Source organism: Cyanobium usitatum str. Tous, assembly GCF_003011885.1.
Taxonomy (GTDB): Bacteria; Cyanobacteriota; Cyanobacteriia; order PCC-6307; family Cyanobiaceae; genus Cyanobium_A; species Cyanobium_A usitatum.
On record NZ_PXXO01000011.1, the window covers coordinates 1 to 11,686 of the forward strand.

Consider the following 11,686-nt stretch of genomic DNA (forward strand, 5'->3'; position numbering starts at 1 on the left):
TAAAACATTCATCCTATTAAATTGCCCCATCTTCTTGAAAGAGGATGGGGCAGTTAACTCAAAAGCCACCCGAAGGGTGGCTTTTTTGTTGGTTAAGCTTCTTGGTGGGGCTTGGTAACTACAGCGTCTGCGTCTAGTGTCCATCTAGTTCCAGACGGTAGCTAGGTAGTGCGTTCACGAGCTCTCCGGGACCTGCGTAGATGGGATGGTGCTCAGAGGCAAGGTTTACTGCCCTTTTGGCTGGCTTATAAGTTGTGGCTGAAGCTCGACTGTGTTGACCTCAGTGCTGCTTTCGCATATCACAGTCTTCAGTCTTTGTTCCCCGTACTTCTGATAGCACTTTCCATTGCGGCAAGGTTGCTAGGCGGGGATGAGGGTTTGGTTGAAAGATTGTTGGTAGTCGTTTCGGAAATCTTGCCCAGCTCGGCGATGCCGATTTTCTCTTCCACATTGTCAGCTTTTTTAAGGCAAGGATTTGGGGCTGGAATCCTTGGTGCCGTTGTGTTGATTTTAACGGCAAGCAACGCCTATCTCACTTTGCAGCGTGGCGCTGATCGTCTTTGGTGGAATCGCCCGGCTGGGCTTGAGGATTTGCCATGGAAGCGTTTGGTAGTCCGTTATCTGCGTTTGCGTATCAAGGCTTTTGGTCTTGTTTCATTATTCGCTCTTTTTATTGTTGTGGATCAGGCTTTCACCAGCATGCGACTGCTGGGTTCGGCAAGCCTGTGGGCCCGTGCCCTGGAGATTTTGCCCATGGCTCGCGATTTGCAGCGTCCCGTGTCATCAATTCTCGATTTGTTTATTTCGTTGCTGATTGCTATTGCTTTAGCCATGTTGTTGTTGTGGGTATTGCCATCGCGTCGTGTCGCTTGGCAGCCTCTGTTCCCTGGAGCGCTTTTAATAGGTTCAACCCTCACCATCCTTAATTTGGTGCTTGGGCGCATTCTGTTGGCAGTAGGAGTGCGCTTCCAGGCCTATGGATTGGTGGGTGGTGTGTTGTTGTTGAGTCTTTGGGTTTGGTTGGTTGGTGTCATCCTTTACTACGGTCAGTGTTTGTGTGTCGTCCTGGAACGGCGCCAGCGCGTCAGGATGGATGCATCTCCCCCAATTGAGATCAGCTGATGGAGCGATCACGTACCTGGCTCTGGTTGCTGTTAGCGCTGTTGCTGCTCCTTGCTCCCGGTCCGGCAGGGCGCTTCGTGCTCGATCTGCTCGGAGGCATAACCTTGCTCCTGGTGCTGTTGCCCCTATTGCTGGGAGCGGCTGGCTTTGTGGCTTGGCAGGTGATTCAAAGAAGATTGCGTACCTGTGATACTTGTGGTTTCACCTCCATGGAGCAGGAAATTTGCCCAGGTTGTGGCAGTGCTTTTGCCGCTCCTGCGGAGGGTGCAGAGCCCAATGAACAGTTTGATGTTAGTAATGTCACCATTGATGTACAGGTCGTCAGTGAAGACGACCCGTCTTCTTGAGCTTTTCGCTAATTACCTACCGCTAATTACTTGCCGCTATTTCCTGGCCGCTAGGCTTAGGCTCTTGGTCGCGCGCAATCTCCTCCAGGCGGCGCTCTCGTAAATACAAGAACAGTGGGGCTCCACATGCGAAGGCCAATGTTATGCAGCTGAGCAGTACCCAAGGCAGCCCTCGCATCTGCAACCGCTTGCTCTCCTGCACAATCCAAATCACCACTGCCGTTGCTCCTATTGCTAGGTCTCTTGATAGGGAACTGGCGGCTGGATTTGCATTTGCAAGACGGACAAACATGCCCAAGTCGAAGCTTGATCCGTATTCCCTGATGTAGTCAACGTTTGCCAGCCAGGGCAGTACTGCACCGCTGATCGCTAAGGCCAGATACAGCCATTTCAAGGGTGAATTGCCCTGAATGGCGGTGGTGGTGTTGCTAGAGCTGTTTTCGGAATTGGCGGCCATGATTTGAGGTGGTTCTAGGTGAGATCTTTAAAGGGGACTACACCGTTATCTTCTTCCTGCCACAACATCACTTCCTGCTCCACGTGGGCGAGTACCGCTTCACAGCGATTCAGGTAGGCGCGGGCTTGCCGGTATAGGCCTGTCATTGCTTCTACATCCAGGTCCGTGGCTTGCAGGGCTGATAAGGCCACTTGTAGGGCGGTGTGGGCTTCGTTGTATGAGAGATCGGCGCCAACGTTTTCGACGCTTTCATTTTCTTGTGTTTTGCTTGTGGCTTTTGCTTTAGGCATCGTTCAGGGCTTGGCCTCCGGAGCTTGATGCAGAATCTCGCGCACCACGGCGCTCGCCTGCCCATCTGTGAGTTGGGCGATGACTTCGCCGCCTTTTTCAAGTTGCTGCACGGAGCGCACCACAACCCCTTTGCCATCGCTCAGCAAGCAGAATCCTCTCTTGAGCTGGTGTGCGGGCGAAAGTGCTTGCAGCAGCTGCTGGGCATGCCCCAGGGCCTGGCGACGACTGGTCAAAAGGGCGAGGGGATTTACCCCCGCTAGTCGTTCCCGATCCCGAGTGAGTCGCTGACGCTCTCCCTGCAGTCTCAGTTGGATGAGTTGCTGCAGGTGTCTCCCCTGCTGCTGCAATGTCTGCACCGCTATGCGGTGATCTGGCAATAGGGCCACCAAGGCAGCGGTGGGGGTGGCGGCCCTGTAGTCGGCCACCAGGTCTGCAACGGTGGTGTCATCTTCGTGGCCAATGCCGCTGACCACGGGCACTGGGCAGGCGGCTAAACACCTCGCCACCACTTCGTTATCAAACACGGCTAGGTCTTCGCGGCTGCCGCCACCTCGGCCGATCACGATCGCATCGATGCCCAACCGCTCCACCTGGGAGTTCAGTTTTTCCAGGGTTCGGCAGATGGTTTCGTGTACGGGGCCTTGTACTGGTATAGGCACCACGACCACTGCTGTCGCCGGCCAGCGTTCGGCGCTGGTGCGCAGCATGTCCGCCAAGGCGGAGCTCGGACAGCTCGTGAGTAGGGCAATGCGCCTTGGGAACGAGGGTAGGGGGCGCTTGCGGGCTTGATCCAGCAGCCCGTCAAGGGCTAGCCGCTCCCGCACCTGTTCGAACTGACGCAGGACTGAACTCAGGCTTGGCCTGATGTCCAGAGCCTGAACGCAGAGGCTTGCCCGGTTGCTCCAAAAGTTGAGCTTGCCCACCACCACGACCCCATCTCCGTCTTCGGGAACGAAGCTGAGCTTCGCCAGCTGGGAAGCCCAAACCACTGCCGAAATTGATGCCTGCTCGTCGACCAGGGTCATCCAGAGATGTCCCTTTTTGAGCTGGGGCCTGCTCACGGTTGCGTCAAGCAGAAATCGAGGTGCAAAACCGCGCTCTAGCAGCGATGCGACCGCGCCATTCAGTTCTGTCACGCCGTAGCGCGGTATGCCTGAAAATTCACCGGCCGCAGTCACGGCTGGAGCTGCCGGTAGCAGATCCACCAGTAGAGGCTCACCAGGCCTGCTATCAGCGCTACCGATCTCCCAATCGGATGGTCAACGCGCATCAGCCCTGCGACGCAGATCACTAGGGCGCTGCTAAGCAGGCGCGAGCCATCACGACGGTTGTTGACGTAAAAGCGAGCCAAGGCAGCCTTGCCGGAAAGTTCCAGTTTGGAGCAGGCAGGTGCCTTATTGCCCCATGCCCCTCAGGCTCGATGACTCCCCTGTTGCAGCCCTGCTTTGGTAAGGGCCGTCGCCTGGGCTTGGCACGGGTCTTCTGGCCAGGGGTGACGGGGGTAGCGCCCGCGCAACTCCTTGCGCACCTCCGGATAGCTGCGCTCCCAGAAGCCCGCCAGATCCTGGGTGATCGCCGCCGGCCGGCCGGCCGGGGTGAGCAGGTGCACGGTTACTGCTAGCTGACCTGATAGCACCATTGGGTTTGTGCGAGCGCCGAATAGCTCCTGCAGCTTTACCGCCAGCACGGGCTGGCCGCTGCTGTAATCGAGCTTTACTTGGCGGCCAGAGGGCACGGTCAGGGCCACTGGCAGCAGCTGATCTAGTTGGGGACGCAGGCTCCAGGGGGCGTCACCCCAGAGGGCTTCGCCAAGGGGTATTACCTGCAGGTCTTCGCGGCTGCGGAGGCCGTTGAGGTGGGGGCCGAGCCATTCACCTAGCTGGTCAAGTAGCTGTTGGGGGCTGCAGTCGGGCCATGGGTCTCCTAGGAGCTGGTGGGCCAGGCTGAGGCGTTGCTGGAGTTGGCGGCTAACGGGATCCCATGGCAGAGCTTCCAGTCCCAGCTGCCGCAGACCCTCTAGTAGGGCGATGCGAATCAAGGCCGGTTCTGCTTCGCTCCAGCTGCGGCGCTCAAGCACCAGCGCCCCTAGTCGCAGGGAGCGTTCGCAGCGCACCCGTTGACCTTCTCCATCCCAGCGCGCCTCCACCGCGATATTTCCTTGCCCGCCGGGATGCTCCGCCAGTTGCCGCAGTTGCCCGATATCAATGGGGATCGCTAGCTGGATGCGAGCGTCCTGGCCCTGGCCATCAAGCTGGGCCACTGCCAGAGCAGTGCAGGCCACCAGGGGATCGTCTGCATGGAGCACGGCGCCGCGGCCGCCACTGAGTAGGTAGCGGCCAGGCTTTCCTGCTCTGGCTAGGGCTAGCCGCTCGGGATAGGCGGCGGCAACTAGCGAGGCCGCCGCTTCCGACAGGGTTACGGATCGGCCAACCGGCATTGCAGCTGGAGGACTGGAACTAACACCACCTAGCTGCCTGACCTGGCGCTGCAGCTGGCTTTGCAGCTGACGCAGCCGGCGCTGGGAGCTATCTCCAGGGCGGTTTTCACCTAGCCAATCAAGCCGCCGCAGCAGGTCACTGCCGGCCTCCTGACGGTTGAGGGGATCGCGCTCGCTCAGCAGCACCGCCAGGCCGCAGGCCAGCTCCAATTGGCCTAATTGCTCGCCCAGCAGTAGCAGCTGGGCGAGGCGCGGATGCACCCCCAGCCGGGCCAGGCGCTGCCCGTGGCTGTTCAGCCGCCCTGTGGCTGCCAGAGCACCAAGCTGGTCGAGCTGCAGACGGGCCTCCTTTAGGGGTGCAGGCGCTGGTGGGTCTATCCAATGCAGGTCCCTGCCAAGGGGATCGCCCCACTGGGCCAGTTGCAGGGCCAGGGGCAATGGATCTACCTCGAGCAACTCCGGTGGATCGAAAGCGGGACGACGCTGCTGTTCAGCGGGCGACCAGAGGCGCAGGCAGCGACCTGGACCCAGGCGCCCGGCCCGGCCGGCCCGTTGATCAGCGCTGGCTTGGCTTGCGGGTACGGTGACGAGGCCATCAAGTCCACTTCCGGGATCGAAGCGGTTGCGGCGGCTCAGACCACTGTCGAGCACCAGCGTTACCCCGGCCAAGGTAAGGGAACTCTCAGCGATGGAAGTGGCGAGCACCACCTTGCCCGCGGCGCTGCTGGCCGGGCCGATAGCGCGGCCCTGGGCCTCCAACGGCAGGTTGCCGTGCAGGGGAACGCACTCCACGCCCTGATGGCTGGGCTTTCCCCAGTCGGTGGCGGCGATCGCCCTGCTGCAGTCCTGGATCTCCCTCTGCCCGGGGAGGAAAACCAGCACGCTTTCGCCGTCGCCGCGCGGCTCTAGCCAGTGCTGCTCAAGGGCGCGCACCACCTGTTGCGCCAGCCTTTCGCCTGGTCGCGGTGGCTGGTGGCTGATTGCCACCGGATAGCAACGCCCTTTGCTGGTCAGCACGGTGGCCCCAGGCAGCTGCTCCGCCAGCGGAGCCAGGTTGAGGGTGGCAGACATCAGCACCAGCTGCAGCTCTGGCCTCAGCAGCTCCCTGGCCTGACGCACCAGGGCAAGGGATAGGTCGGTGTCGGCGCCGCGCTCGTGGAATTCGTCAAAAATCAGGCAGTCCACCCGATCAAGACCAGGATTTGCCTGCAAGCGCCGCAGAAACAGGCCGTCTGTGAGCACCTCCAGTCGGGTGGCGGCTGAGATGCAGGATTCGAGCCGCACGCTGTAGCCAACTTGCTGGCCGAGGGGCTCACCGAGCTCGGCCGCCAGCCTTTGGGCTGCCGCTTTGGCTGCCAGGCGACGGGGTTCCAGCATCCAGATGCGGCCAGATGCGGCACCCGGCTTACCCGACTCCAGGTTGAGTCCTGCTAGCAGAGCTAGGGGCACACGAGTCGTTTTACCTGCTCCAGGAGGTGCCTGGAGCAGCACGGTGGCACCGGGCCTGCAGGCTTCGAGCAGCGGCGCCAGCAGGCCGTCAATCGGTAGCGGGGGCGTTGGCAGGGGGCTGTCCTTGGGGAATCAGCGCACGTGGCGAATGCCATCTACCGGGTGGTAGGCCTCGCCTGTGAGCTCCTCGTAGACGATCGCCGGTAGGCCGGTTTCAAACATGGTTTGCAAGGCCTCCTTGAGGTAAGGATTCCAGCCCCCGGTGCTCACCTTGCCGTGGCGAACAGTCCAGTCCCAGGTGCCTTGCAGGTCCCTGGGGATGCGCCCCTCTCGGTCGCGACGGGCCACGAGATCCTGAGATTCAACCAGGCCTACCAAAATTGGATCCCTGCCGTAGGCAGGCGTGATGCTCAACTCCAGCCGAATCGGATCTTCCTTGATCAGCTTGAGGCGAAAACGAGGTGGCAGTTTGAGACTGGTCAGCACTGCAGCCACTATTCGGGTCCGTTGATCCACCTTCTGTCTCCGCTGAAAAACGCTTGCTCAACGGAGAGCCTATTCAGCTGAGGTCACCTGGGTAAGCAGCTTGCTCGTTGTCGCCGCTGAAGCGGACGGTTAAGAGGTCTTCCTGGGTGATCTGACCATCTGAATCAAGCAGCTCCGGATGGATGGTGAGTCTGCCGGTGCGGTCGTGATTGGACCTGATTTCGGGTGCTTGTGCTGCTGGCGTACCCATGGCATCTCGATCACCGGGACGGGGAATGGCGCGGAATCCTTGGCCCATCACCCTGAAGGCTTGCCATAGCAGAGCCACAAAGCAGGCCCCGTAGAGCAGGGGTAAAAGCTGGGAGAGCACAGTGTTCATGGCCTTAAAGCTGGCCTCAGATAGATGGTTGCGTGTCGCAATTCCATCATTGCCTGGAGCGAGCCGTTTGGGGATCAACGACTGCAACCTCTCTAGTATTGGCAACCATCCAGGCCCACAGGGTGCTGCAAGCGGCACCGAAGGCGAGAAAAGCAATTAGCAGTCGCCCGGTGTCCATAGATTGAAAGATTTGTTTACCTATATTAGGGCCGATCCTGATCGCCCGTGGCGGCTTGCCTGGGAGGGAAATCCCGCTCTAGGCAGTCGCTGGCTGGTTGCTTACGTTTTGACTAGTTGAGTCCTGTAGTGATGGCTGATTCGCGGGCCTTGCCCTGGCTGGGTTCAGGGCTGGTGCTGATGGCTCTACTGTCTCCCCCGGCTCCCTGGCCAGGCGCTGCCGCCCTCGCCCAGGGTGCAACTTCAGTCAGCCTGAACCGCCAGTCATTTGTGGCGGCTGCTGTTCGCCGCGCTGGACCCGCGGTGGTGACCATTGACACGGAACGGACCGTGGCTGCCTCAGGTGGTGCTTCGGGAGGCTTGCCAAGAGGGCTGCTCAACGACCCCCTGTTTAGCCAATTTTTTGGCATGCCCCAGCAGCAACAGCAGCCCTCTCAGCGCACGGAGCGGGGGCAGGGAAGCGGCTTTATTTTTCAGGCTGAGGGCCTGATTCTGACCAATGCCCACGTGGTGGAGAAATTAGACCGGGTGACCGTGGGGCTGCAGGGCGGTCGTCGGGTTGAAGGCACGGTTGTCGGTCTCGATCGCCTCACGGATTTGGCGGTTGTGAGGTTGGCGGGCAGCGGCCCTTGGCCAGTAGCGCCCTTGGGCAACTCCGACAGCCTGCAAGTTGGCGAGTGGGCAATTGCCGTAGGCAACCCTTACGGGTTGGACAACACCGTGACAATGGGGATCATCAGCAACCTCAACCGCAATGCCAGCAAGCTGGGCATCACAGACAAGCGCTTGGATCTGATTCAGACCGATGCAGCAATCAACCCGGGCAATTCAGGCGGTCCGCTGCTAAACGCTGATGGCGAGGTGATCGGAATTAACACCTTGGTGCGTACCGGGCCTGGTGCGGGCTTGGGATTTGCTATTCCGATTAACCGGGCCCAGGATATTGCCCGCCAATTGCTTACCTCTGGCCGTGTCAGCCACCCATTTATCGGCGTAAGTCTCGACGGGGTTCGTGCCGGTGATGGCACTGGGCTGAATCAAGGGGTGCGGGTGATGGCGGTGCAAGCTTCCGGGCCAGCGGCGCGGGCAGGCCTGCAAAAGGGCGATGTAATAGTTGCCGTGGGTGATCAGCCCATCGCTAGCCCCTCCCAGCTGGTAACAGCGGTGGAGAGGGCGGGGGTGGGGGGAAGCTTGGAGCTTCGGCTGAATAGGGCCGGAACATTGATGCGCTTGACGGTTATTCCAGCCCAATTAACCCCAGCCCCCTAGGCCTCTTGCCCCCACGGACTACCCAGGCTTGGCGAAACTTGGGTAGGTGCACCTAGTTGCTGACGCATAACCCACTGGGTTGCCGCCTTTTGGCTATGCCAGGCCTGGAGTAGCTGCTTGGCAATGCCTTGCAGGGTCTGGGGATCGGCGGTGGCTTCAATAGCCCGGTTCATGCGCTCCAGCTCAAACTGCTGACCGAGGCTGAGGGCGAGTGGTTCAGACATGGCACGCACCACAGGTAACCATTTGACCCCCTAACGCTACAAACTGTTTCATTCGCTTGCGTAGCGGTTGCGACAGGGCGCGCTGCCTGTGCTGATTTGCTGTTGCGCGGTGATGGGCTGGCCGGCGTCTGAGCTCAGGGCTGTTCGCGTAGCTCTTCAACGCAGCGCGTCACGCAGGCGCCGTCATCCAGGGAGCAGGTGGTGATGCATTCGAAATACACCTCCAAGGCGTCGCCTTGGCGGCCATTGTCTTGATGGCCGGCGACGTGATAGCTGGTGCCCTGGGCGTTGGGGCCCATGTGCTGATTACCCATGATCTCCTGCGGTGGCGACTCCTTGTCAGCCTATGCACACCAAACCAAGGGGGCTAGTGAAATGAGTCTTCCTGCCTAAGCAGCTGTGAAGTTCTGTGTACCCGCTGAGGCGGGGACTGCGGGCTGGGCTGCTCAGCTGGATTTTGACTGGGATTTTCGAGAAGCCTGCTTGGCCTTGTTGGCGGCCTGTTTTGCCGTTTTGCGTTCTGCTTCTTCGGCCTGCCGGGCCAGGCCAGCTTCCTCTTCTTTCTTGGTGAGGTAATAGGAATAATCGCCGCGGTAGAGCACCAGTTGGCCATCCCGGATCTCCACGATCCGGTTGGCCACCCTGGAGATGAAATAGCGGTCGTGGCTCACCAGCAAGGCCGCACCCTCATATTCGATCAGCGCGTCTTCCAGCATCTGCTTGGCTGGAATATCAAGGTGATTGGTGGGCTCATCCAGAACTAGGAGGTTGCAGGGGCTGAGCAGCATTAACGCCAGCGCCAGCCTGGCTTTCTCTCCTCCAGAGAGTTTGCCGGCCTCCTTGAATACGCTTTCGTTGCTGAAGCAGAAGCTGCCTAGCAGTGAGCGCACTTGGGTCTGAGTCCAGTCGGGCACTACCTCGAAGATCGTGTTGATCACGGTTTTGGAGAGGTCTAGGGCTTCGGCCTGGTTCTGCTCGAAGTAGTTCGCTATCACGTTGTGCTCCCCGAGGCTGGCGCAGCCGTCCTCGGGCTGTTCGCTGCCCATGATCAGCCGCAGCAGGGTTGATTTACCGGCGCCGTTAGGCCCGACAAAGGCGATGCGGTCACCCCGTTCCACCTCGAGCTCAGCCCCTAAAAACAGAATCTGCTCGCCGTAGCTGTGGGTCAGGTTTTTGATGTCTGCCACCACGCGCCCAGAGCGTGGTGCTTCGGGAAAGCGGAATCGCGGCCCGCCGACACCTTCGAGCGGAGCTTCGACCCGCTCAACCTTCTCCAGCAGTTTCTCCCGGCTTTTGGCCTGGGTGGAGCGGGTGGCACTGGCCCGAAAGCGGTCGATGTAGGCCTGCTGGGCTCCCAGCTCCTTTTGTTGGCGATCAAATGCGGCCTGGGTTGCTTCGCGCTCCAGGACTTTCTGCTCTAGGTGCTGGCTGTAGTTGCCCAGGTAGGTGCGCGATACCCCCCGTTCGGTCTCCACTATCTGGTTGCATACCCGATCCAGAAAGGTGCGGTCGTGGCTGATCACAACTAGGGCCGCGGTCTGTTCGACCAGATAGCCCTCGAGCCACTGGATCGTTTCAACGTCCAGATGGTTGGTGGGCTCGTCGAGCAGAAGCAGATCCGGTTCCTGGAGGAGGATTTTGCCGAGGGCGATGCGCATCTGCCAGCCGCCGGAATAATCCCCCACCAGCTGTTCGGCCCCCTCGGGGCTGAAGCCAATGGTGGGCAGCAGTTTGTCGATGCGGGCATCGAGCTCGTAGCCGTGCAACGCCTCGAAACGGCTGTGCAGCCGGCCTAGCTCGTGGATTAGCTCGTCGAGATGGTCGGGGTCGTTGGCGGCCTGCTCGCTGGCCATCTCGTGCTCCAGCTGGTGCTGGCGGATCAGCACTTCAGCTGCTTCGCCGAATGCTTGGAACAGCTCCTCTCGCACCGTGCGGGCTGGATCGACGTCGAATTCCTGTTGCAGGTAGGCAATGCTGGGTTCGCCTTGCTTCACCACCAAGCCACTGCTGGGCTCTTCCAGCCCGGCAATGATCTTCATCTGGGTTGACTTGCCAGCTCCGTTGACGCCCACCAAGCCAATGCGGTCTCCAGGCCTCACCTCCCAGGTGACATCCCGCAGCACCTCGCCAGTGGGATAAATCTTGCCGAGGCGTTCGAGGCGGAGCACGGATAAGGGTCTAGGGACCAATTCCATCATCCCTGGCGACCCGTCTGCCGGGGGGCGGCTAGGCAATCATCTGGTGCAGACTCGTCTCACCTGCCTGTGTGATTGCCATGATCAAGCGCCTTGAGCAGGTGGCGGCTCTGGTTGTCGCAGCTGGTCTGGCGCTAGTGAGTTACTGGCTCTTTTTCAGCTGGGCAGGTGGGGAGCGTGATCAGCGACAACAGCGCCGCACCAACTCAGAGCCCCCCCCGAGCCTTCACCAGCCACTGCTTGCTGACGCTGTCATCCAGGCTGGAGATGTAGGTGCGGATCTCTTGGGAGGTGACCGGCAAGCCGAACTGCTGGCCCAGCTCAATGATTCGGTTAATGGCCCCGGAAGGATCCTGTAGGGCCTGGCGGAACAGCGCTTGGGTTAGGTCGTGGTCGGCACTGATTTGGGCGTAGAGCTCAGCAGGATTGCTGGCATGCAGAGGTCGTTCGGCTTCGTCTTGTAGGGCGTCGACTCGTAGGACGTAGTCGTTGCTGGCGGTCATTGCTGGCAGCAAATTGACTGAATTTTAATTGAATCGGTTCAGGCTGCCACCTGGTTTTCGCCTTGCTCAGGTGTGCCACAGGCTGAGGCGTCTTCCATGCTGCGGGCATCTAGGCAAAGCACTTTGCGCAGCTCGGCGTAGTTGGCTGCAAGTGCGCCTCTTCCCTCCTGCTGGGCGCTGTATTCGGCCCGCTGCAGAACGTGATGCAGGTGGGTGAGCAGGTAGGTGCTGATTACTGCGGAGACGAGCACATCGCTGCGTTCGGCTGTCCGGCGCTTGCGGCCCTGGGCAGCCGAGGCAGGGGTTGAGGTGCGTGGGGTGGAGGAACGGGGCACGGTGTGCACCTCCGA

15 protein-coding genes are annotated in these 11,686 nt (G+C 60.3%); 3 read left to right on the plus strand and 12 right to left on the minus strand.

Annotated features, from left to right (window positions below; translation table 11 throughout):
• The first annotated feature begins 252 nt into the window (after positions 1-252).
• Complete coding sequence (locus C7K55_RS09775; RefSeq protein WP_241518297.1) at positions 253-1,122, plus strand: YihY/virulence factor BrkB family protein; 870 nt, start codon at positions 253-255, stop codon at positions 1,120-1,122.
• Positions 1,122-1,469 carry a hypothetical protein gene (locus tag C7K55_RS09780; RefSeq protein WP_106632545.1) on the plus strand — a complete coding sequence of 116 codons (348 nt, stop codon included), beginning with the start codon at positions 1,122-1,124 and terminating at the stop codon, positions 1,467-1,469. The genes C7K55_RS09775 and C7K55_RS09780 overlap by 1 nt, the downstream gene beginning before the upstream one ends.
• A 22-nt stretch (positions 1,470-1,491) precedes the next feature.
• Here the strand turns inward: C7K55_RS09780 and C7K55_RS09785 are convergent, their stop codons facing one another.
• The 7 genes from C7K55_RS09785 to C7K55_RS09810 are packed head-to-tail and all read right to left on the minus strand — an operon-like array spanning position 1,492 to position 6,968.
• The gene (locus C7K55_RS09785; protein WP_106632546.1) at positions 1,492-1,926 is read right to left on the minus strand and encodes a DUF2834 domain-containing protein; all 435 of its coding nucleotides are present in this window, start codon (positions 1,924-1,926) and stop codon (positions 1,492-1,494) included.
• Positions 1,927-1,940: 14 nt separating this feature from the next.
• On the minus strand, positions 1,941-2,216 hold the full coding sequence (locus C7K55_RS09790; protein WP_106632547.1) for an exodeoxyribonuclease VII small subunit: 276 nt from the start codon (positions 2,214-2,216) through the stop codon (positions 1,941-1,943).
• Between the two features lie 3 nt (positions 2,217-2,219).
• The gene (xseA, locus tag C7K55_RS09795) at positions 2,220-3,422 is read right to left on the minus strand and encodes an exodeoxyribonuclease VII large subunit (RefSeq protein WP_241518298.1); all 1,203 of its coding nucleotides are present in this window, start codon (positions 3,420-3,422) and stop codon (positions 2,220-2,222) included.
• Complete coding sequence (locus tag C7K55_RS13795) at positions 3,392-3,568, minus strand: hypothetical protein (RefSeq protein WP_193486259.1); 177 nt, start codon at positions 3,566-3,568, stop codon at positions 3,392-3,394. Before C7K55_RS13795 ends, xseA begins: the two co-directional genes overlap by 31 nt.
• Positions 3,569-3,628: 60 nt before the next feature.
• Positions 3,629-6,217, minus strand: coding sequence for an ATP-dependent helicase HrpB (gene hrpB / locus C7K55_RS09800; RefSeq protein ID WP_106632549.1), 2,589 nt, complete (start codon positions 6,215-6,217; stop codon positions 3,629-3,631).
• 18 nt (positions 6,218-6,235) lie between these two features.
• Positions 6,236-6,619, minus strand: coding sequence for a hypothetical protein (locus tag C7K55_RS09805; RefSeq protein WP_106632550.1), 384 nt, complete (start codon positions 6,617-6,619; stop codon positions 6,236-6,238).
• A 43-nt stretch (positions 6,620-6,662) separates the two neighbouring features.
• Positions 6,663-6,968, minus strand: a complete 306-nt coding sequence (locus C7K55_RS09810) for a DUF2973 domain-containing protein (RefSeq protein WP_193486262.1) — start codon at positions 6,966-6,968, stop codon at positions 6,663-6,665.
• A gap of 309 nt (positions 6,969-7,277) precedes the next feature.
• Here C7K55_RS09810 and C7K55_RS09815 point away from each other — a divergent pair, with 309 nt between their 5' ends.
• Entirely contained in the window at positions 7,278-8,414 is a 1,137-nt protein-coding gene (locus C7K55_RS09815) for a trypsin-like peptidase domain-containing protein (RefSeq protein WP_106632551.1), read from the plus strand.
• Here the strand turns inward: C7K55_RS09815 and C7K55_RS09820 are convergent.
• The 5 genes from C7K55_RS09820 to C7K55_RS09840 form a co-directional block, all read right to left on the minus strand.
• Complete coding sequence (locus C7K55_RS09820; RefSeq protein WP_106632552.1) at positions 8,411-8,638, minus strand: hypothetical protein; 228 nt, start codon at positions 8,636-8,638, stop codon at positions 8,411-8,413. The genes C7K55_RS09815 and C7K55_RS09820 overlap by 4 nt on opposite strands.
• A 134-nt stretch (positions 8,639-8,772) precedes the next feature.
• Positions 8,773-8,952 (minus strand): hypothetical protein, encoded by a 180-nt coding sequence (locus C7K55_RS13800; protein WP_106632553.1) that lies wholly within the window; start codon positions 8,950-8,952, stop codon positions 8,773-8,775.
• 132 nt (positions 8,953-9,084) lie between these two features.
• The gene (locus tag C7K55_RS09830; RefSeq protein ID WP_106632554.1) at positions 9,085-10,806 is read right to left on the minus strand and encodes an ABC transporter ATP-binding protein; all 1,722 of its coding nucleotides are present in this window, start codon (positions 10,804-10,806) and stop codon (positions 9,085-9,087) included.
• Positions 10,807-11,039: 233 nt separating this feature from the next.
• Positions 11,040-11,336: a hypothetical protein gene (locus tag C7K55_RS09835; protein WP_241518299.1), complete on the minus strand. Its 297-nt coding sequence runs from the start codon at positions 11,334-11,336 to the stop codon at positions 11,040-11,042.
• A 38-nt stretch (positions 11,337-11,374) separates the two neighbouring features.
• Positions 11,375-11,671, minus strand: coding sequence for a hypothetical protein (locus tag C7K55_RS09840; protein ID WP_106632621.1), 297 nt, complete (start codon positions 11,669-11,671; stop codon positions 11,375-11,377).
• Between the last annotated feature and the right edge of the window lie 15 nt (positions 11,672-11,686).